Here is a 20311-nt window from a genome sequence, read left to right on the forward strand (position 1 = left end):
GGTTTTCGGGCTTAACGCCGGCGCCTGGAAAAGCCGAACCCGGCGAGACCCAGAGCGAGCAGGGCCAGCGCGTTTGGTTCGGGTATAGCACCATTCCCAGTCTGAAGCAGCTTCAGGGTGTTGTTGTCGGACGAGAACTGGAGGGCGCCGCAGCCGTCGCATACTCCTGTGGTGACATCCATTAGTAGAGTCCACTCGCCGGAAAGGCTTGAAAGCGCGGGAAATTTAAACTGCAGGAGACGGTCTGCCACGTCACCCGGGAGATAGCTTGTTGTGTCGATCCGTTGGTTGTTCAGGTAGAAGCTGAATGTTAGCGGACCGCTGGTGAGCCAGTTTCCGCTGCCAGCGAGGTCACCGTTATTGGGGATGCGGTCCAAATTGAGTTGGAGCTCCAGCTTATCGACTGAGGTTAGCCCCGTCGTGAAAAGCTGTGAGGCCTTGTGTCCCAATTTATAGTAGATGCCCGACAGTTGCGGGTCAATGATTAACCCCTGCTTCCCAGCGGCGCTGAAATTGTCCTGATAAACCATCATCGCCCCGCCGCTGGCTGCAAATCCCATGGCCGAGACGAACAACAATCCCTGGATCAGTTTCCTGAACTTGATGGCCATGTTTCTTTCCCCCTTCCGCCGGTCGAAAATTGCGCCACATCCTAGAACCCTCTGATTTATTGTAGCAGTTGCAGGAATCGGGCGTGGCGGTTTTTGCCGCTTCGACGGCGCTGACGGGGGGGAACTGCCGCGCTTCGGCTGCCCGATACCCGGGTGAGTGGCACCACTTCGCCCTGGTCGGCGATCCGTGCTTGTCATCGCCGCAGGATCACGGTAGGGTCGGCCCACTGTGAAGGCGACCGATCTCTGGTATCGGGTGACCAAGTTCTGATTTGTCGGTTTTCTTTACACTGACTCATTGCCAGCAGCCCTTTTTTTTGCGGAGAGATCGGAGAAGTATCGGATTTATAGTGCCTTTATCTGACAGCAAGACATGTGGTCCGATACTTGCTTGCTTAAAAAATTCGGCGCTTGAATCGCCGTATGCCGCCGCCGCGGCGGAACTTACTACAACTTCCAACGAGGAGAACCGATGAAATATGCCCTGGGCCGCAGATTTACCACACTGGTGGCCGCATCCGTGTTCCTGGCTGTGGCTGCTCCGGCAGGCGCAACCATCTATCGAACGCCTACCGGTTATTCGATCAAGAACTTGTACGTGTTTGGCGACAGCCTGTCAGACGTTGGCAATATTTTTGCCTCGACCGGCGGCGCAATTCCGCCTGCTGCGGCTGGCTACGTTGGTGGCCGTTTCACTAATGGTGGCAACTACACCGATTACCTGGCGGCCTCTCTGGGGGTGGCCAACACGGCTTCGCTGCTGGGCGGGAGCAACTATGCCTTCGGTGGTGCCAAGATCGATGCCGGCCAGTCACCGCCGGGGCTGCTAGTGCAATACGTGGGAATGTACGCTCCTGCGCATGCGGTTGCCGACCCGAATGCCCTGTTCATCGTCTATGGCGGCGGGAACGACATCAACAGCCTGAGCGTGAATCTGAATGACTCGGTGAACAATCTGGGCCTGATAGTGGGCGGCCTGATACAAATGGGCGCAACCAATATCGTCATTCCAAACGCGCCTGATCTGGGGCGTACGCCAGACAATATCAATACGCCGGACGCCGCAGCGAAGACGGCTCGCTCGAAGGCGTTCAACGCGGGGCTGGCGGCAATGGTTGCGGCATTGGAGTCGACTTTTCTCATTGATCTGCTAACTCCGGACGTCTTTGGTTTCAGCGCCAACATTCTCGACAATCCGGCGACATATGGTTTGACCAATGTCACGGATAGTTGCGTTGGTAATTTGGCGTGTATGGCTGATCCGAGCCACAATTTCTATTGGGATGGCATTCATCCGACTACAGATATGTATAAACTCATGGCCGATGACTTGCTTGCACTGATCGATCAACATGCCGTTCCGGCACCGGCAACGCTGGCATTGGTCGCGCTGGGCTTGCTGGGCCTGGGTTGGAGTGGTCGCCGGAGCAACCGAGACCGAGCAGTCATCAGCATTCAGGTCGGGTCAAGGGCCTGATTTGCTTCTGTGTGACGCCGCGGTTCGGTTGGTTGACCAACCGGGCGGCGTTGGCGACGGGCTGATGTGGTTCAGCTTTCCGCGTCAGCGTGGTTGCCGCCCGGTCTGCCCGGGCGTTTTCCGGGCCAGCCGGGTGATGGCGGAATAGGGGCTGCGAACAAGTCATGCATCTGTGGTCCTTCTCCTGGCGAATGCTGCGCCGCGACGCGCTTGGTGGCGAGTTGCGCCTGCTGGCGGCGGCGCTGGTCGTTGCCGTCGCCGCCCTGACGGCGGTCGGTTTTTTCGCCGATCGCGTGCGGCAGGCGCTCGACCGCGAGTCTCACCAACTGCTCGGCGCTGATCTTCTCCTGACGGCCGACCATCCGTGGCCGGCAACTTTTGCCGACCAGGCACGCGCAGCGGGCCTGCAGGTCGTTGAGACACGCACCTTTCCGAGCATGGTGACGCACGGCGAGGGCGGCGAACTCAGGGCGCAGTTGGCGGAGATCAAGGCCGTCGGCGCGGCTTATCCACTGCGCGGTTCCCTGCGCACCGCGCCGGCGCTCAATGTTCCCGATGCGCCGGCGCGCGGTGTTCCCGGCCCGGGCACGACCTGGATCGACGAGCGACTGGCGTCGGCGCTTGGCGCGAGCGTCGGCGACCGGATTGCCGTCGGGCAAAGTTCGCTGCGCGTCGAGGCGGTGCTGACCCTGGAACCCGATCGTGGCATCAATTTCTTCAGCGTCGCGCCGCGCCTGCTGATGAACCTCGACGACCTGACGGCAACGGCACTGCTCCAGGTTGGTAGCCGCGTCGCTTACCGCCTGTTGCTGGCCGGCGATACGCCGTTGGTGAAGCGCTTCCAGCGAGAGATCGGGCCGCAGTTGGGGCGCGGGCAGCGGATAGAAGATCCGCAGAACGGCCGGCCGGAAATCCGCACGGCGCTCGACCGGGCGCAGAAGTTCCTTGGCCTGGCAGCGCTGCTGACGGTGGTGCTGGCGGCGGTGGCCGTGGCGCTTGCCGCGCGGCGCTATGTCCAGCGTCATCTCGATCCCTGTGCCGTGATGCGCTGCCTCGGCGCGACCCAGACCCTGCTGCTGCGCCTCTATCTGGGCCAGTTTGCTGTGCTCGGGGTGCTCGCTGCCGCCTGCGGCTGTGCCCTCGGTTACGTGGCCCATTTCGCCCTGCACGCCTGGCTGGCGCAGCTGCTGGCGACGCCGCTGCCGGCACCAGGCTTGCTGCCGGCGGTGCAGGGCGTCGCGGTCGGCCTGCTGCTGCTCTTCGGCTTCGCCGTGCCGCCCCTGCTGCAGCTCAAGAAGGTGTCGACCCTGCGCGTTCTGCGGCGTGAGCTGGGGAGTCCCCGCACGGGTCTGCTTGGCGGCTATCTGCTGGGCTTCCTGGCGCTCGCCGGGCTCATGTTCTGGGTCGCTGGTGAGGTCGAACTCGGCGCCTACGTGGTCGGTGGCTTCAGCATTGCACTGGTCGTCTTTGCCCTGATTGCCCGTGTCGCCGTCCGGCTGGCGGCGGCGCTGCGCGGTGGCGGGCGATCAGGGGCCGGAAGGGCAGCGGGAATCGGCTGGCGCTATGGTCTGGCGAGCCTTGAGCGGCGAGCCAGCGCTAGCGTCGTCCAGATTGTTGCCTTGGCGCTCGGCTTCATGGCGCTGCTCCTGTTGACCGTCGTTCGCGGCGATCTGCTCGACGCCTGGCGGCGCGCCGTTCCTCCGGAGGCGCCGAACCGCTTCGTGATCAATATCCAGCCCGACCAGGTCGAGCCGGTACGCGCAGCGCTCGCGGCACAGGGCCTGTCGCCGGAACTGGCACCGATGGTTCGTGGGCGCCTGACGAGGATCAATGGCGTCGAAGTCAGCGCCGCCAGCTACAGCGACGATCGTGCGCAGCGCCTGATCGACCGCGAGTTCAATCTGTCGATGCGTCCCGACCTGCCGGAAGGCAACCGCCAGACGGCCGGGCGCTGGTTTTCGGGCGCCGATCTGGCGGGCCAGGGAAAGGATGCGGTCGCCTCGGTGGAGGACGGTCTGGCGAAGACGCTGGGGCTGGCGGTCGGCGACCGGATGGAGTTCGTCATTGCCAGCGAAAAGGTCGTCATGACCGTGGTCGGCTTACGCAAGGTCAACTGGGACACGATGCGTGCGAACTTTTTTGTCCTGACGCCGCCTGTGGTTCTCGAGGGCTATCCGGCCAGCTGGATCACCAGCTTCTACCTGTCGCCGGAAAAGGCCGAGTTCGTCAATCGCCTGATTCGTGACTTTCCCAACCTGACGGTGATTGACGTCGCGGCGATCCTGCGCCAGCTGCAATCGATCATGGATCAGGTGGCGCGGGCAGTCCAGTTCGTCTTTCTGTTCACGCTGGCTGCCGGTGTGATTGTTCTCTATGCCGCACTGGCGACAGCGGCCGAGGAGCGACGCTACGAGCTGGCGGTAATGCGTGCGCTCGGCGCGCGCCGGGAGCAGCTACGGCGGGCCTTGCTGGCCGAATTCGCAGCGATCGGTGGACTTTCCGGCCTGATAGCCGCGCTCGGGGCCATCGGCGTCGGCCAGTTTCTGGCGCGCCAGGTTTTCCGGTTCGAGGTGGCAATCGATCCCTGGCTGCCGCCGCTAGCGGTCTGCTGCGGCGCATTGCTGGTCACCGCGGCCGGCTGGTTTGCCGCCACCCGGCTGTTGCAGGCTTCGCCTCTGGAGGCATTGCGCGGCGGCAGCACCTAGCGCCCTGGCGGTTTCATCGGGTACTGTGGACGGCGACTCGTCACGCCATCGATTATCATACGCGTTGCGGCAAGGAGCGGCACGCCGGTAGCCGGCGGGGTCCTGCCAGCGTTCTTGATCAATACTGCGGGAATAAGGAGTTATGCCATGAAGGGGAGGACATTGCTGGTGTTGCGGCACGGGAAATCGGACTGGACGACAGGCCACGAAGACTATCACCGCCCGCTGGTCGACCGTGGCCGTCTCGGCAGCCGGAAGATGGGGGCCTGGATCAAGCGTCAGAAGCTGGTTCCGGATATGGTGCTGAGTTCGCCGGCGGAGCGTGCGCGGGCCACGACGGTGACCGCCTGCAAAGCGATGGGCCTGCCGTTGAAGTCGGTACGCTGGGACGAGCAGATGTATGCTGCGCCAGTGGAAGATCTGCTGGCGGCGCTGGCTGATTGTCCGAAGACCGCCCAGCGTGTGATGGTGGTGGGACACAATCCAGGGCTGGAAGACCTGATCCACTATCTGACCGAAGGCCGCCTCGAGATGCCTGCGGATGGCAAGGTGTTGCCGACGTCGGCACTCGCCCAACTGGAGATGACCAAGGAATGGCAGAACCTGGAACGTGGTTGTGCCACCCTGATCTCGGTCACCCGCCCCGGACAAGTGCCGGACGAATTGGCCGCTGAGGCCGCCGAGGAGGTGGAGTATGGTCCGGTTCCCGACTACTTCTTTACCCAGTCGGCCGTTCTTCCTTATCGCCAGGTCGGTGACAAGCTCGAGATCATGGTCATCGCCTCGCGCAGAGGGACCCGCTGGGTGATTCCAAAGGGTGTCAAGGAGCCGGATCTGTCGTTGCGTGATTCAGCCAGCAAGGAAGCGCTCGAGGAGGGCGGCATCCGCGGCCAGATCGACGATGAGCCGCTGGGTCATTACGAGTACAGGAAATGGGGCGGAGTCTGCAAGGTCGCGGTGTTTCCGATGGCGGTCAGCGAGAGCATCCCCGAAGACGAATGGGAAGAAAACCACCGAGAACGGCGCTGGCTCGACGCGAAGGAAGCCCGGCGACTGCTCGACGAGAAGGCGCTGCGCAAGCTGGTCGAGAAGCTGGAAAAGAAGCTCGGCAAGCGTTGAACTTGCCGCCGTGGGGCCGCTAGAATCCGGGCTTCTCTGCAGCCAGCCAGTCCTCGATTTCCAGAAAATCCTTCTGGTTCTGTCGGATGACGAGGAAGAAGACAAGAGCGAGGAGGAGAGCAAAGATCAGGATCGGCAGCTCCTGCCAGCTCAAGGTCGCCAGCAGTTGAGTATTCATGGCTTTCTCCAGTCGGCAAGGCGGTGATTTCTGGGGCAACAGGCGCCAGGCAGTCTCCACCGACCTATGACCTGCGGTTGGCTGTCCGGGTTCCAGCGCCGGGCAGTGGCTGTTCGACCGGGAACCGAGCGGGCGCGCCCAAGGGCGCGCCCGCTCGGCTCGCAGGCTCAGATCACGCGAAGGCGAATCACGTGATCAACCGCCTTGATGGCGTTGATCACCTCTTCACCAGGCACTCGCTCGACATCCACGATGTTGAAAGCCAGTTCGCCACGGCTCTTGTTCATCATGTCGACGACGTTGACCTTGTTGTCTGCGAGAACGGACAGCACACGGCCAAGGACTCCCGAAACGTTGTCGTTCGAAAAGGTGATGCGCGAGGTGCCGGGGCTACGTTCCATGCTGATCTTCGGGAAATTCACCGAGTTGACGATATTGCCGTTTTCCAGGTAATCGACCAGTTGGTTGGCGGCCATCACTGCGCAGTTCTCCTCGGACTCCTCGGTACTGGCGCCGATATGCGGCATGGCAATGATTTTCGGGTGCCCGAGCAGGACGGGTTCCGGAAAATCGCAGACGTACTTGCCCAGCCGGCCAGTGTCGAGACTGCGCAGGACCGCCGCCGAATCCACGATCGCATCACGGGCGAAGTTGAGCAATACCGCACCCTGCTTGATCACTGCCAGGGTGTCATCGTTGATCATGTGCCGCGTGCCATCGACCGCCGGCACGTGCAGCGAAACATAATCCGAACGGGCAAGCAGCGATTGCAGGTTCTCCATCCGGCTGACTTCATTCGACAGCCGCCAGGCCGCGTCAATTGACAGGACCGGGTCAAAGCCGACCACCGTCATGCCCATGGCCAGAGCCATGTCGGCAACCATCGAGCCGATCGCGCCAAGCCCCACAATCCCGAGCGTCTTGCCGCGAAGTTCGGTGCCGGCAAAACGCGACTTTGCTTTTTCCACCAGGGGTGACATTTCTGCCGGATCTTGCAGGCTGGCGAGCGATTGCACGTAGTTCATGCCGTCGATGATCCCGCGCGCACTGAGCAACATGCCTGCCATCACCAGTTCCTTGACGGCGTTGGCATTTGCCCCCGGGGTGTTGAAGACGACAATGCCCTGCTTGCCGTACTCGGCGACCGGCACGTTGTTCACGCCGGCGCCAGCGCGCGCGACCGCCAGCAGCGATACAGGGACTTCAATGCCTTGCAGCTTCTGGCTGCGCAGGAGAAAGGCGTCGGGGTGGGCGATGTCGCTACCGACTTCATAGGATTGACGAGGAAACCGATCAAGGCCCTTGATCGAGATCTGGTTGTAGGTTCTGACCTTGTACATGGCAATATGACTCAAAAAGAGTGGTGGTGATGCTAAGGCGGGCAAAGTAAGGCGGGTGAAGCGGGAGGATTCAGTTCGCGACCTGCGCGTAAGCCCAGGCGAGCCAGGGCATGAGCGCCTGCAGATCGGCGGTGTCGACGGTTGCCCCGCACCAGATGCGAATGCCCGCCGGCGCGTCCTTGTAGGAGCCGATGTCGAAGGCCACCCCTTCGCCGTCAAGCAGCTTGACGAGTTTCTTGACCTGCTCTGCCTCAAGTTTGACGCTCAGGCAGACGCTGGTATTCGAGCGCGTCGCCGGATCCGTGGCCAGGAAGGAAATCCATTCATTGGCGGCGACGAAATCGGCGATCACCGCCAGATTGGCCTCGCTGCGCGCAATGGCTGCCTGGACGCCACCAATCGTCTCGATCCACTGCAAGGCGTCAAGATAGTCGGCAACGCAGAGCATCGACGGGGTGTTGATCGTCTCCCCGCGGAAGATGCCCTCACTGAGCTTGCCGCCCGATGTCAGCCGGAACACCTTGGGCAACGGCCATGGCGGGCTGTAGCTCTCGAGGCGGGCAACGGCACGCGGACCGAGGATCAGCATGCCGTGTGCCCCTTCGCCGCCCAGCACCTTTTGCCACGAGAAGGTCACGACGTCCAGTTTGTTCCACGGCAGATTCATCGCGAAGACGGCCGATGTCGCGTCGCATATGGTGAGGCCGGCGCGGTCATCCGGGATCCAGTCACCGTTCGGCACCTTGACGCCCGAGGTTGTGCCGTTCCAGGTGAACACCACATCGTTGTCGAAGTTGACCTGCGAAAGATCGACGATCTGGCCGTAGTCTGCCTTCAATACCCTGGCGTTGGCAAGTTTCAGTTGCTTGACCACGTCCGTCGCCCAGCCCGAGCCAAAGGACTCCCACGCCAGAACGTCGACGCCGCGTTGTCCCAGCAGCGACCACATCGCCATCTCGACGGCGCCCGTGTCCGATCCCGGTACCACACCGACGCGGTAGCCCTCGGGCAGGCCGAGAATGCGGGCCGTTTCCGAACACGCCAGGCCAAGCGCCTTCTTGCCCAGCGCCGAGCGATGCGAGCGGCCCAGGGTGTTGAGCTGGAGGGCGTTAACGTCGTAGCCAGGCCGCTTGCTGCAAGGCCCCGATGAGAAATTGGGGTTCTTTGGTTTTGCTGTGGGTTGCATGATTGCCTCTATCTGGGAAAAAGAAAGCGGGGGATAGCGCTGCCCCGAAGGTCCGCTAGCCTGCGTCGAACAAACGCGAAATTGTAACAGAGTGTGTTTTCGCGAGCAGCAGGAGGCAGTCGCCGTCAGCAGTTATCAGCCCGAACCGGGCTGAAGCGGGAAACCGTCATTGGCCGGACGGCCTCGGCACGGGATCGCCTTCCGGCCAGTGCCGTGCCGGGGCTAAGTGATGGCCGGGAGGGCGCCAGCCGATATTCTGCCTGTGCCATCGCAAACCGTGTATAGTGCGCTCCGGAAACGAGCTGTGTGTCATCCGGTCGGCAGTTCGCTCCCCTCGCGGTTGTCTTCCCCCCGGCAAATGCCGAACGCCCCGAAGCACCCCATCCCAAAAAGTAGTTCCGCCTGAACCGGCTCTGTTGGCATCAAGCCGCAGCAGGTCGTTCGCAGGAGATATTCTTGTCCCAATCGTTTGCCATGCTCGGCCTGTCGGCCGAACTCACCCGTGTTGTCGCCGAACAAGGCTACAGCGAACCGACGCCGGTACAGGCGCAGGCCATTCCGGTCATTCTTGCGGGACGTGACGTTCTCGCCGGAGCGCAGACCGGCACCGGCAAGACCGCTGGTTTCACGCTGCCCCTCTTGCAGCGGCTGTCCGCCCCGGTGGTTACCGGCGGCGCTCCTGCGGCGCAGGCGCCGCGGCGCGTGCGGGCACTGATCCTGACGCCAACGCGCGAACTCGCCGCGCAGGTCGAAGAGAGTGTACGGACCTACGGTCAATACCTGACCCTAAAATCCACCCTGATCTACGGCGGCGTGAACATCAACCCGCAGATCGATGCGCTGCGGCGAGGTGTCGACATCCTGGTTGCCACGCCCGGCCGTCTGCTCGACCACCTGCAGCAGAAGACGGCCAGTCTGGCGCATGTCGAGATTCTGGTGCTCGACGAAGCCGACCGCATGCTGGACATGGGTTTCATCCGCGATATCCGGCGCATCCTCGCGCTGCTCCCGGCACGGCGCCAGAACCTCCTGTTCTCGGCCACCTTCTCGAATGAAATTCGTCAGCTTGCCGACGGTTTGCTGCATGCACCGGCGCTGATTGACGTGGCCCGCCGCAACGCCGAGTCGGAACTGGTGGCGCAGCTCGTCCATCCGGTCGATGCCTGGCGCAAGCGCGAATTGCTGACCCACCTGGTGTCGTCAGGCGACTGGCGGCAGGTGCTGGTTTTCACGCGCATGAAGAGCGGCGCGAACCGCCTGGCGGAATACCTGTGCAAGGCCGGCATCGAGGCGACGGCGATTCACGGCAACAAGAGCCAGCCGGCACGCACGCGTGCGCTGGCTGGCTTCAAGACGGGAACGGTGCGTGTCCTGGTGGCGACGGACATTGCCGCGCGTGGCCTGGACATCGAAGAACTGCCACACGTCGTCAACTTCGAGCTGCCGAACGTGCCCGCGGACTATGTTCATCGGATCGGCCGGACCGGCCGCGCGGGCAGTACCGGCGTCGCCATTTCGCTGGTCTCGGCCGAGGAGGCCCCGCTGCTCGCCGACATCGAGAAGCTGCTTACACGGCGTATCGAGCGCCAGATCGTGGTCGGCTTCGAGCCTGGCCAGGTGCAGCCGCCAGCCGCAGCCGAAGCTCAGGCTGCTGCGGAACGAGCCGCCCGCGACGCCAACCGCCGCGGCACCGGTCACCCGGGCAAGCCGGGCAAGCCGGGCAAGCCGGGGGCGGCGAGTCCGTCAGCGCCGGCGGCGAGGCCGCCGGCACGCCCTGGCGCGCCAGCGGCGCAACCGGCGCGTGGCAGCATTCCGGCACCCCTGCCAGGCAGCGCACCGCGGGCGCCGCAGCGCGCCAGAGCGGGTGCCGCGGTGGCCTTGCCGGCACTGTTCCGCAGCCCCACCCGGCGCGGCAGCTAGGCCGTGGCAGACGCCACAGACCATTTACAGAAACGTCAGAACAGGAGCCGGTAATGAACATTTTCGTGGGCAATCTCGCACCCGAGACGGACGAAACAGAACTCACCGATCTGTTCAAGGCCTTCGGCCAGGTGAAGTCGGTGCAGGTCATGCGCGAGCTGTTCAGCGGCGCATCAAAGGGCTTCGGCTTCGTCGAGATGCCGGGCAAGGCGCATTCGCTCGCCGCGATTGCCGCCCTGGACGGCAAGGATCTGCACGGCAAGCCGCTGCGCGTGAACGAGGCCATGGCGCGAGGCAGTGGCGGCATGCGCCACCGCTAGCCGGTCGGGTTCGCAGCAAAGCTGACCTGGACAGCGCGCGGGCGGAAGCTGCGTCTGGCATCCTGAACGGCGCTGTGGCATGCTTGGCCGGTCGAGAACCTATCCTGCAAGCAAAGTATGACGAGAAGAAAGCGGGCCCGCAGCGCAGCATTGCGCGACGGGCCAGATCAGTTCGACGCTTGCCCCTGCGGCAATCGGCGTCCCTACGCCGATTGCTGCCGGCCGCTTCACGAGGGCCTGCCGGCACCTGACGCTGAGGCATTGATGCGCTCGCGCTACACCGCCTACGTCATCGGCGCCTACGCCTACCTGCGGGAAACCTGGCACCCCAGCACGCGCCCGCTGCAGCTTGATCCCAACTTCCAGCCTTCACCGAGGTGGCTTGGGCTCGAGGTCAGGCGGCATGTCGTCACCGGTCCCGACACGGCAATCGTCGAGTTCATTGCCCGCTACCGTCTTGCCGGCCGCGCCGAACGACAGCACGAGGTCAGCCGCTTCCAGCGAGAAGATGGACGCTGGTACTACGTTGACGGCGACTTCCCTGGCCGGGTCAGCGGCGACGCAGCCCCGGTCGGTGCGGCTTCCTGATCGCGCGGATCGCTGATGGCCGGCAACGACATGCTTCCCATCGTCTTCTGCGACGAGCATCTGGTCGCCATCCACAAGCCGGCAGGCCTGCTGGTGCACCGGACAGTGCTCGACGCGCACGAACGACGCTTTGCGCTGCAGATGCTGCGCCAGCAGATCGGTCGCCGGGTGTACCCGGTGCACCGACTCGACAAGGGGGCGTCAGGCGTTCTCCTGTTTGCCTTGAGCAGAGAGGTTGGGCGCATGCTGGGCGCGATGTTCGAGCAGCGGCAAGTGGGAAAGCGCTATCTCGCGGTGGTTCGCGGTTACCCGGATGCTGCCGGTGAGATTGATCACCGACTGCGGCGCCATTTCGACGCGGTCGAACGTGTCGCTGAAGCGGCGCTTACTGCCGCGGCGCAGGAAGCCATAAGTCGTTACCGGCGTCTCGCCACCATTGAGCTGCCGTACCGCGTCGATCGCTATCCGACCAGCCGCTATGCGCTGGTCGAGCTCGAACCCCTGAGCGGCCGCCGCCACCAGTTGCGCCGGCACCTAAAGCACATCGCGCATCCGATCATCGGCGATGCCACCTATGGCAAGGGCGCCCACAATCGCCTGTTCCAGCAGCTCTTTGCCTGCGACCGCCTGCTGCTGGCGAGTACCGAGCTACGTCTGGCGCATCCGGTGACAGGCGATTTGCTGACGTTGACGGCGCCGCTGGCAGCCGATTTTGCGCGCTTGCTCGATCGCCTTGGCTGGACGGGCGCGGTTCCGCCGCAGTGGTTACCGGCCCGGACTGACCCGCTGGAGGCTGAGGGGGGTGGAGAACCCAGCCCCGGACAGCGCTGAAAGGCTAGTGTCCGATTCTGCGACCGTTATGGCAGCCGTCATCCCGAATGCCTCTGGTTCATCCAAGGAGCATCGCCATGCAACCGCTAGTCGTTAACGGCGCGCCGCAGAAGGGATCTGATCTGGCACTGCGGCTTCCCTGTGCCGTGGTAGAGGTGGCGCCATGAGTGTCACCGTCGAGCACGCACGATTTGCAGAGATACCGCTGTTGATCGCACGCCCCGCGGGCATGGTTTCACCCTTTCCGACGGTGCTGTGGTTTCACGGTTTTGGCGCGGACAAGGAAGTCCACCTGCCCGAATTGTGCCGCCTTGCCGAGCTCGGGCTGCTGGCCGTCGGCGTGGATGCGGTCGGCCATGGTCAGCGTCGGCTTGCCGATCTGGCGCAGCATGCCTGCCGGCCGCCACACGAAACCCCTCGACTCTTCGCGCGGATCGTCAACGGTACGGTGGCCGAGGTGCCAGCACTGATCGACAGGCTCGTCGAACTTGACCTGACCGACCAGCAACGCGTCGGCGTCGCCGGGGTGTCGATGGGTGGCTGCATCGCCTACGGAGCGATCGCCGGTGATCGGCGTCCGTGCGCGGCAGCGGTGCTTCTTGGCTCCCCCGAATGGGCGCTTGCCGAACTTCCCGACCTGGCCGTCGAGCGCTTCTTCCCCGCCGCCCTAATGTCGATCACTGCCGAACACGATACGGTCGTTCCACCGGCGGCGGCCCGCGTCCTGCACGAGAAGCTTGAACCCCGGTATCACACGCATCCTGATCGCCTGTCCTACCGCGAGATGGCGGGGGCGTCGCATTTCATGCAGCCACAGGAATGGGCCAGCGCGGTCGACCTGACGAGCGCCTGGCTGACCCGTTTCCTGGCCTGATGGCCCGGCTCACTGCGGATTCCCCTCCACTCTGCTGACTGGCGGGCTGGCTGAGGCCGGGCGCGCCTCTTCGGCTTCCAGTCCGGCGATGACTTCGCCAGTGATCAGGTATGACTTGCCGCGGAAGAGGGCGATGATCTTGCCGTTGTGGTTGCGGATGGTGGTGTCGTAAACACCGGTCCGGCCTGAACGGGATCGTTCCTCGCATTCGGCTTCGAGAAGCTCGCCCTCCCTGGCCGGGGTAAGGAAGTCGATGTGGCAGGCCGAAGCAACCGTGTTCCGGTTGTAGGCGTTGCAGGCATAGGCGAAAGCCGAGTCGGCCAGAGTGAAGAGAAAACCGCCGTGACAGATATGATGGCCGTTGACCATGTCCGGTCGAACGACCATCGTCAGATGCGAGTAACCCGGGCGGACGGCGATGATCTTAAGGCCAATCAGCCTGCTTGCCGCATCGCGGCTGTACATCGCCTCGGCAGTCTGTTCAGCAAGCCGGGTTGCCGCTGCCAAGTCGGCGGCAGTGGTGGTTTTGGGCATTGGACTTCCTTGAAAAAAGGGCTTCTCGGCAATACGAGGGTGATCCGGGGCGGATCGTCACCGCAATGTTAAACCTCGCCGCCGCAAGTTTGGTGTTCCCGATGCCTTCTGCTAGAATTCGCCTCCTTCCGGAGAGATGGATGAGTGGTTTAAGTCGCACGCCTGGAAAGCGTGTGTGGGATAACATCCCACCGCGGGTTCGAATCCCGCTCTCTCCGCCAGTATATTGTCATAGATAATTGATTATTAAGAGAAAGTGTCAGTCAACTGTCTCGTGACTAGCAATATGACCCACAATAAGGCATCCTCCAACGGGCCCCGCCGAAATGACGTGGGTGGCATCCTGATGGCGCTTCCATTCTGGTCGGGAGAGTGGCCGAGGGGCTGACGAGGCGCGATGCCGCTGAATGAATCCCATGTCAGCTATCGTCCCGCAGGGAAAGCGGCTGAGAGTCGGCAAGGAGTATGCGATACGGACCTTCGGTAAGCAAAAGGCGTCCCCGTCATCGGTCCGGTTCTAGGAATAGTCGGCCTTCGCGAACAAAAGGGGTACCAGGGAGCGCAGAAGCGCCCGCAACCCAGCCACGATGCCACTTCGGCCGGACGAATAACCCCTGTCGATGGGTTGAGCGGTGGCTGCGATACCATGGGACGAGGCGCCAGTCATCCGACGACGAGCCCAGACTCGTCCGTAGTGTTGTCGTTGACACTGCCGCCACTTTGTTCCTGTGCCATGGGGAACTGAGAGGACACCTCAATCTGCAAAGTCAGTCGCTGGATGGCTGTCGACCTCATCTCCGGCTCTCGGCCAGAGCTTGGCGCCTCACCTCAACCGCAGCGAGGGGCCAACCCTGAGCTTGGCGGTCGAAATTCCGTTCGCGGGGAAAGGACCATTGGCAGTGGGCATTCGTAGGCCGCTTGTTTCTGGAACGGGGATCGTGCCCGCGCTCTACTCGCTTTTATGATCGCCAGATGCCGGATCGCCTGCGGCGAGGTGATCTGAGCGTCGACGGTCCTGGTGCTGGTGTAACCGATGGCAGTTTGGATCCCGTTGCTCTCGACGACCTCCAGGATGCGCAGGGATTCCTGGCGCAGAGCCTCCAGGGTTTGGTCGATCAGCGCATCGACCAGGGTGTCGACTTCCTGCGCCTGCGCTTCCGTTCCGATGAACCGCAGGACCACGCTCAACGAGAACAGCGCGTTGGCGCACATCTCGTAGCCGCGGTCGAAGACCTGCTGCGCATGCAGCGAACTCAGTATCGTCAAGAGTGCTCCGTCTGATCAGGAGTCTCCCGATCGCACCTGCCTGTGATCTCCACCAGAGACTCCAGGCAAGCCGCACCGATCCGGAAACCCGCACCCTGCTGCGCAAGGCAATCGCCCTCGCGCAGCAGGCGCGAACGGCCGACTGAACCCAGCCCCGGCTTGCCGGGGCTTTCCCGAGGGCGTTCGCCGAACGCCTTCCGGAAAGCAGCCTATGAGCGAGCGCCATGGATTTTCATGCGCCCGAGCAAGTCGCGGTCGCTGGCCGCACAAAACAAGCAGCACTTCATCCACCCTGCCGGGGACGCTTTCCCCGGCAGGGGCAGGTGACTCCGGCAACTTCTTTCTGGAGGCACCATGCATCCGAGACATCCTGGCCTGCTGCACATGCCGGCCAATCAGTATCACGCCGATCAGTCGATCGGACACTCCGGCATCCTCAAGATGCTCGAGAGTCCCGCGCATCTGCGCGAAACGCTGGACCATCCGCCGCCACCGACACCGGCGATGGCGTTGGGCAGCGCGGTTCACACCTACGTCCTCGAGCCGGACCGCTTTCCCGAGGAGTTCGTGGTCGCCGAGAAGTTCGACCGCCGCACCAAGGAAGGCAAGGAAGCTGCTGCCCGGTTCGAGGAGGCCACCCAGGGCAAGACCCTGATCACCCCCGAGGATCTGGCGACCCTGAGCCGGATGCGTGCAGCCGTGCTCGCCCACCAGGGAGCGGCCAGACTGCTGGAGCAGGGAGAAGCCGAACTATCGGCCTTCTGGAGCGATCCAGCCACCGGCATCGCCTGCCGGTGTCGTCCCGACTGGTTCAACGAGACAGCCATCGTCGATCTCAAGAGCTGTCTCGATGCCAGCAGCCGCGGCTTTTCCCGCGCCATAGCCAACCTCGGCTATGACGTCCAGGCGGCGTTCTACGTCGATGGAATCAAGCGCGTGACCGCAGGGTACTGCCCTTTCTCTTCGTCGCCGTCGAGAAGGAGCCACCGCATGCCGTCGCCGTGTATCGGGCCGATCCGGAAATCATCGAGATTGGCCGCAGGAAGTACCAGGCCGCGCTGCCGCTCTTGAAATTGTGCCAGGAATCCGGCACCTGGCCGGCGTACCAGCCGGCGGGGGAGGTCGAACTGATCTCCCTGCCGCGCTGGGCGGCCAACGCCGAAGCCTTCGAGTTCGACGCCGCCTGAGCGGCACTTTCCAGAAGTTCATCCATCCCGGTGGGGAACCAGTCCCCGCTTCGGGCGACAGGGTGTCTCCGCCATTCTTCTTTGGAGAAAGCCATGTCACAAACCTTGCGCCATCTGCAGAAGTCCCGTCAGGGAACGCCGGCCAACGCGGTCTCGTTTCCGGCGATGCTCGAACAGTTCAAGGGCGAAGTCGCCCGCGCCTTGCCCCGGCATCTCAGCCCGGATCGTATCGTTCGGGTGGCGCTGACCGCCTTTCGGCTGATTCCGAAACTCGCCGATGTCGATCCGCGCAGCGTCTTCGCGGCGGTCATCCAGTCCAGGCAGCTCGGCCTCGAAGTCGGCCTGATGGGCGAAGCGCACCTCGTCCCGTTTGGTAGCCAGTGCCAGTTGATTCCCGGCTATCAGGGCCTGATGAAGCTCGCCCGCATTCGCCGCTTGTGCCATCTGCTGCCGAAATCACCCGAGCTGGCGATGGCGCTGGCCATGGATGAGATCAACGAGCGCGGTGAGACCCAGAACCTCGGGATCGCCGAAGCCATCGACGGCTCCTGGGCGCCGGTCCTCGACGAGCCACCGGATGACGCCGGCCAGGCGTCCGACCCGGCACGCGTGGCGACCCGCAAACCGCTCGGCGATCTGCTGGCGAGCATCGATCAGGCGTTATCGATCGAGGCCCTGGACGAGGTCTACGCGCAGGCGGAAGACTTTGTCGCCGGCGACGATCTCGAGCAGCTCCTGCGCGCCTATCGCAGCCGCAAGGCCGCGTTGATGCCGTCGCCATCGGCATCGTCGCCCTCGTCACCGATCCGCGGCGTGGTGAACAGCGCGTCGGCCTGACCAGCCAGGCCGAGGTTCTCCCCGTCCCGGGCGAGCACCTCGGCCGCTCACCTCGGAGACAGTCATGCACGCGGACGACGAACCCATGCCACGGTCTCCGGCGTCTGTAAGAGGGAAGGGCGGGGCAGTAGCCGAGAGAAACGCCTTGTGGACAGACGAAGATCTTGTGCGTCTGCATGGACATCTCCTGGAGAAATCCCTGCACGATCTCTTCGATGCGCGGATCTCCGCGGCGACGCGGTGCGAGACTCTTGCGTGGCTGCGAGCACCGCAGGAGCGGTCAGGAGCCTTCTCGTACCGCACGTGCTGCACTCTGTTTGGCCTCGACCCCGACGAGATCCGCGAGCGGGTGTTGGCGCGTCATCGGCATTGTTTTCCTGATTGATCAACCCGTCGCGGCAAAACGACCCAGCCGCGCACGGGAACCACCGGTTGCCCCGGGGACTCCTGCCTGACCGGGCAGTAGTTCCCGGGGTGTTTTTTTGCCGCCGTCTGCTGCGGGGCCAGGTGATTGGCGCCATTCGCTGGCCAACGGATTGCCTCGCGGAACAACGGCCCTCGGCGCGCGAGTTCCCGCGCCTGCTCCCGCCAGTTGGTCGCTGCGTAGTATCTTTGCCAGACAGAACCGCTGCAGCCTCGACCACAGCAGGTCGCACAAGCGGAAAACGCGCTCGTGAAAGCGCCAGACGATGCTCTGAACTAGGGTCTTGGTATTCTGGCCGGTGACATCTTCGACTGTCGACGGCGCGCCGGACCGCCGTGACTCAGTCGATGCGCAGCAGCACGACGCGATCGTTGTAGGTATCGATGACCCAGACGTAGGGCGCGCGGGCAAGCACGGCCTCGGGCTTGTGGAAGGCATCGGCGGCGCGGCCGCGCTTGCCGCTGCCGAGCACACCGAGCAGTTGATGGCTGCGATCAAGGAGCAGGATGCGATGGTTGTACTCGTCGGCCAGCCAGACGCGATCGCCGTCGATGGCGAGGTATTTCGGCCCACTCAGGCCGAGCGCAGCGCCGAAGCTGGCGCGATGCTGCAGTGCGGCGTCGAACACCTGGACGCGGTTATTGGCCGAATCGACGACATACACCGTGCCATCGCTTGCGACTTCGACGTCATGCGGATTGCGCAGCTCACCGTCCCGGCTGCCTGGGCCGCCGGCCGTTTGCACCAGCTTGCCGTCGCGAAACAAGCTGAGCGTCGCGTTGCGCGTGTTGGTGACGAGGATCCGGCCGTCGGGCATGACCGCTACACCTTCCGGGCCGGCGAGCCCCTTCAGTTCGCCGACCAGCTTGGCCTCTGCGCCCTTGATCTCGTAGATTGCCACGCGGTCGTTGCCGGTGTCGGCGACGAGCAGTCGACCGGCTTGGTCGAACTCGGCATCGTGCGGATAGGACAACTCACCGGCACCGAAGCGGCCGACCGGTTTCAGCGTCATGGCTTCGAGAACCTGGATGCGGCTGTTGCGCATGTCGGTCAGATAGATGAGTTTGCCGTCCGGCGAAAAGGCCGCGTCGTGAGGTTGCGAAAGCCCGTCTGCGAACTCGGCCAGCTGCGTTACGCGCAGGGCCGGTTGCGCAAAGGTTGGCAGAGACAGCAGGAAGAGGGCGGCCAATACGAAGATGCGCATGCTCATTTGGTCTTGGCGTCGATGCGGCTGGCTACGCGGCGATGCGCTTCTGTTTCGGGAACGGAGAGACGCGCTCTGCGTCTTGCTTCTCCCATGTCACTCGCCTGCAATAGCCTCGGCCAGGGCCTTGCCTGGCTTGAATTTAACGACCTTCTTGGCGGCGATTTTCAGGGCAGCGCCAGTGGCTGGGTTTCGTCCTTCTCGGGCCGCGCGTTCGGTGACCTCGAACGCACCAAAACCAATCAGTTGCACGGACTCGTTCTTGACCAGAGACTCCTTGACGGCTTCAATGAAGCCATCGAGCAGCGCCGCGGTGGCCGCTTTGGTTTGGCCTGTCTTGGCGGCCACGGCATCAACCAGTTCGGTTTTGTTCATGTCATTTCCTTTAGGTTTGGGTTGTTTCAACGCTGGCGTCGAAGGGTAATCGCATATTGTGCCTCAAGGGATCGCCCAAGCCGTCTCGCGATGGGCCAGGCGCTCCTTGGCCAGGAACATGGTGGCGATCATGACCAGGGCCATGTGATGGTGCCACGCCTGCCAGCGGCGGACCTGATACTCGGCCATGCCGCAGGCGCTCTTGGCCTCTCGGAAGGACTGCTCGACGAAATGGCGCGCTCCCTGCATTTCCGCCAAGCGGCGCAAAGACGCCCTGGGCTTGGCATTGGACAGGCCGAATTTGAGTTTCGTCCCATCGAGTTCCCGTCGTACCAGGAGATGCCAACGGCTCGCCAACGGCGCCTCGCCGTCCCAGACCCACACCCGCTGGGTGAGATAGTCGGCCATCACCTCGCCCTTCTCGCCGTCACGGATCGACAGACGCCCCCAGGCGGATGCCGACTGCGTGGCTGCCCACGCGGCCACCGTCATGGGCACCGCCGTGGTCCGCAGCCGACGGGGCGCTCGACCCTTCGACGAACGACGAGCCGCCACCGCGGGTGCGGGATCCTGGAGATAGATCGCCTGATCCGAATGCACCTCAGCGAAGAAGATCTCTCCCTCGACATCCAGTTCCCCGAGCAGCCAGGGCAAGTGCCCGTAGCCGCCATCAAAGGCGACGAAAGAGAAGTGCAAGCCTTCCCGCCTCAGGCGAATTACCATGTCCAGAGCGATCTCGCCCTTGGTGCGGAACGTCTGCGCCTCCTCAGGCACCCCCACCGCCTCGCAACGTGTCGTATCTTTGGCCCACTTCTCCGGCAGATACAAGTCGGCATCCACCACGCTTGCTACGCCATCGCGCGTCACCGCCGCGAAGACGCCCACCTGACAGTTATCGACCTTCCCCAAGCGACCGTTCCACTGCCGCGCCACGCCCGCGGACATGTTTCCCTTCTTCCCGAACGCGCTCTCGTCCAGGAGTAGAGCGCTGGGATAGCCGAAGTGGGCGTTGGCATCGACCACCAGTTGCCGACGCACCGCGCGCCGATCCCAATTGGATTCGCTAAGCATATGATGCAGTGGCTGATAGCGGCTGTCGGATACGGTTTCCGCCATGCACTCCAGGTTACGGCGCGAACTCTGGAACAGCCCGTGCAGATACCGGCGCGCGGTGTCTTCTACCGAACGGGTCCGGCTTCGAAAGCAATGGAGATAGGGCGCGAAGTGCGAATCGAAGTGCTCGAGTGCCGAAGCGACCAGCGAAGATATGCTATCGACGTAATGGAGTTGACATTGTCATTTACAACTCCATGAATAGATTAAACAATCACGACG

General features: G+C 63.3%; 18 protein-coding genes, 1 tRNA gene and 1 pseudogene. 11 read left to right on the plus strand and 9 right to left on the minus strand.

The window, feature by feature from the left end; translation table 11 throughout:
- Positions 1 to 11: 11 nt before the first annotated feature.
- Entirely contained in the window at positions 12 to 611 is a 600-nt protein-coding gene (locus tag V5B44_RS11295; RefSeq protein ID WP_332359149.1) for a PEP-CTERM sorting domain-containing protein, read from the minus strand.
- Between the two features lie 472 nt (positions 612 to 1083).
- Here V5B44_RS11295 and V5B44_RS11300 point away from each other — a divergent pair, with 472 nt between their 5' ends.
- The 3 genes from V5B44_RS11300 to V5B44_RS11310 all read left to right on the plus strand — a co-directional run bounded on the left by V5B44_RS11300 (position 1084) and on the right by V5B44_RS11310 (position 5912).
- Positions 1084 to 2088, plus strand: coding sequence for an SGNH/GDSL hydrolase family protein (locus tag V5B44_RS11300; RefSeq protein WP_332359150.1), 1005 nt, complete (start codon positions 1084 to 1086; stop codon positions 2086 to 2088).
- A gap of 164 nt (positions 2089 to 2252) precedes the next feature.
- Positions 2253 to 4793 carry an ABC transporter permease gene (locus V5B44_RS11305; RefSeq protein ID WP_332359151.1) on the plus strand — a complete coding sequence of 847 codons (2541 nt, stop codon included), beginning with the start codon at positions 2253 to 2255 and terminating at the stop codon, positions 4791 to 4793.
- A 147-nt stretch (positions 4794 to 4940) separates the two neighbouring features.
- Positions 4941 to 5912, plus strand: a complete 972-nt coding sequence (locus V5B44_RS11310; RefSeq protein ID WP_332359152.1) for a histidine phosphatase family protein — start codon at positions 4941 to 4943, stop codon at positions 5910 to 5912.
- Between the two features lie 19 nt (positions 5913 to 5931).
- On the opposite strand, the gene V5B44_RS11315 is transcribed toward V5B44_RS11310, so the two are convergent.
- The 3 genes from V5B44_RS11315 to V5B44_RS11325 all read right to left on the minus strand — a co-directional run bounded on the left by V5B44_RS11315 (position 5932) and on the right by V5B44_RS11325 (position 8616).
- Complete coding sequence (locus tag V5B44_RS11315) at positions 5932 to 6090, minus strand: hypothetical protein (RefSeq protein WP_332359153.1); 159 nt, start codon at positions 6088 to 6090, stop codon at positions 5932 to 5934.
- A gap of 167 nt (positions 6091 to 6257) precedes the next feature.
- Positions 6258 to 7430, minus strand: coding sequence for a phosphoglycerate dehydrogenase (locus V5B44_RS11320; protein ID WP_332359154.1), 1173 nt, complete (start codon positions 7428 to 7430; stop codon positions 6258 to 6260).
- A gap of 70 nt (positions 7431 to 7500) precedes the next feature.
- Positions 7501 to 8616 (minus strand): phosphoserine transaminase, encoded by a 1116-nt coding sequence (locus V5B44_RS11325; protein WP_332359155.1) that lies wholly within the window; start codon positions 8614 to 8616, stop codon positions 7501 to 7503.
- 474 nt (positions 8617 to 9090) lie between these two features.
- On the opposite strand from V5B44_RS11325, the gene V5B44_RS11330 reads away from it, so the two are divergent.
- The 5 genes from V5B44_RS11330 to V5B44_RS11350 all read left to right on the plus strand — a co-directional run bounded on the left by V5B44_RS11330 (position 9091) and on the right by V5B44_RS11350 (position 13149).
- A complete protein-coding gene (locus V5B44_RS11330; protein WP_332359591.1) occupies positions 9091 to 10536 on the plus strand; it encodes a DEAD/DEAH box helicase in 1446 nt (481 codons plus the stop codon).
- A 65-nt stretch (positions 10537 to 10601) separates the two neighbouring features.
- Positions 10602 to 10856: an RNA recognition motif domain-containing protein gene (locus tag V5B44_RS11335; protein ID WP_332359156.1), complete on the plus strand. Its 255-nt coding sequence runs from the start codon at positions 10602 to 10604 to the stop codon at positions 10854 to 10856.
- A 117-nt stretch (positions 10857 to 10973) separates the two neighbouring features.
- Complete coding sequence (locus V5B44_RS11340; RefSeq protein ID WP_332359157.1) at positions 10974 to 11444, plus strand: YchJ family protein; 471 nt, start codon at positions 10974 to 10976, stop codon at positions 11442 to 11444.
- Between the two features lie 30 nt (positions 11445 to 11474).
- On the plus strand, positions 11475 to 12275 hold the full coding sequence (locus tag V5B44_RS11345; RefSeq protein ID WP_332359592.1) for a pseudouridine synthase: 801 nt from the start codon (positions 11475 to 11477) through the stop codon (positions 12273 to 12275).
- A 163-nt stretch (positions 12276 to 12438) separates the two neighbouring features.
- Entirely contained in the window at positions 12439 to 13149 is a 711-nt protein-coding gene (locus tag V5B44_RS11350; protein ID WP_332359158.1) for a serine aminopeptidase domain-containing protein, read from the plus strand.
- 9 nt (positions 13150 to 13158) lie between these two features.
- Here the strand turns inward: V5B44_RS11350 and paaI are convergent, their stop codons facing one another.
- Positions 13159 to 13683: a hydroxyphenylacetyl-CoA thioesterase PaaI gene (gene paaI, locus V5B44_RS11355; protein ID WP_332359159.1), complete on the minus strand. Its 525-nt coding sequence runs from the start codon at positions 13681 to 13683 to the stop codon at positions 13159 to 13161.
- A 130-nt stretch (positions 13684 to 13813) separates the two neighbouring features.
- Between paaI and V5B44_RS11360 the strand changes: the two genes are divergently transcribed.
- Positions 13814 to 13904 (plus strand) — tRNA-Ser (locus V5B44_RS11360).
- A gap of 607 nt (positions 13905 to 14511) precedes the next feature.
- On the opposite strand, the gene V5B44_RS11365 is transcribed toward V5B44_RS11360, so the two are convergent.
- Positions 14512 to 14949 carry a hypothetical protein gene (locus tag V5B44_RS11365; RefSeq protein WP_332359160.1) on the minus strand — a complete coding sequence of 146 codons (438 nt, stop codon included), beginning with the start codon at positions 14947 to 14949 and terminating at the stop codon, positions 14512 to 14514.
- Between the two features lie 441 nt (positions 14950 to 15390).
- Between V5B44_RS11365 and V5B44_RS11370 the strand changes: the two are divergent.
- Positions 15391 to 16136 (plus strand): annotated as a pseudogene (locus V5B44_RS11370) (PD-(D/E)XK nuclease-like domain-containing protein).
- A 93-nt stretch (positions 16137 to 16229) separates the two neighbouring features.
- Positions 16230 to 16973, plus strand: a complete 744-nt coding sequence (locus V5B44_RS11375) for a recombinase RecT (RefSeq protein ID WP_332359161.1) — start codon at positions 16230 to 16232, stop codon at positions 16971 to 16973.
- 764 nt (positions 16974 to 17737) lie between these two features.
- On the opposite strand, the gene V5B44_RS11380 is transcribed toward V5B44_RS11375, so the two are convergent.
- The 3 genes from V5B44_RS11380 to V5B44_RS11390 all read right to left on the minus strand — a co-directional run bounded on the left by V5B44_RS11380 (position 17738) and on the right by V5B44_RS11390 (position 20245).
- Complete coding sequence (locus V5B44_RS11380) at positions 17738 to 18607, minus strand: NHL repeat-containing protein (RefSeq protein ID WP_332359162.1); 870 nt, start codon at positions 18605 to 18607, stop codon at positions 17738 to 17740.
- Positions 18608 to 18697: 90 nt separating this feature from the next.
- Positions 18698 to 18976 carry an HU family DNA-binding protein gene (locus tag V5B44_RS11385; RefSeq protein ID WP_332359593.1) on the minus strand — a complete coding sequence of 93 codons (279 nt, stop codon included), beginning with the start codon at positions 18974 to 18976 and terminating at the stop codon, positions 18698 to 18700.
- A gap of 63 nt (positions 18977 to 19039) precedes the next feature.
- A complete protein-coding gene (locus V5B44_RS11390; RefSeq protein WP_332359594.1) occupies positions 19040 to 20245 on the minus strand; it encodes an IS701 family transposase in 1206 nt (401 codons plus the stop codon).
- Positions 20246 to 20311 lie beyond the last annotated feature (66 nt).

This window comes from Candidatus Accumulibacter necessarius, assembly GCF_036625085.1.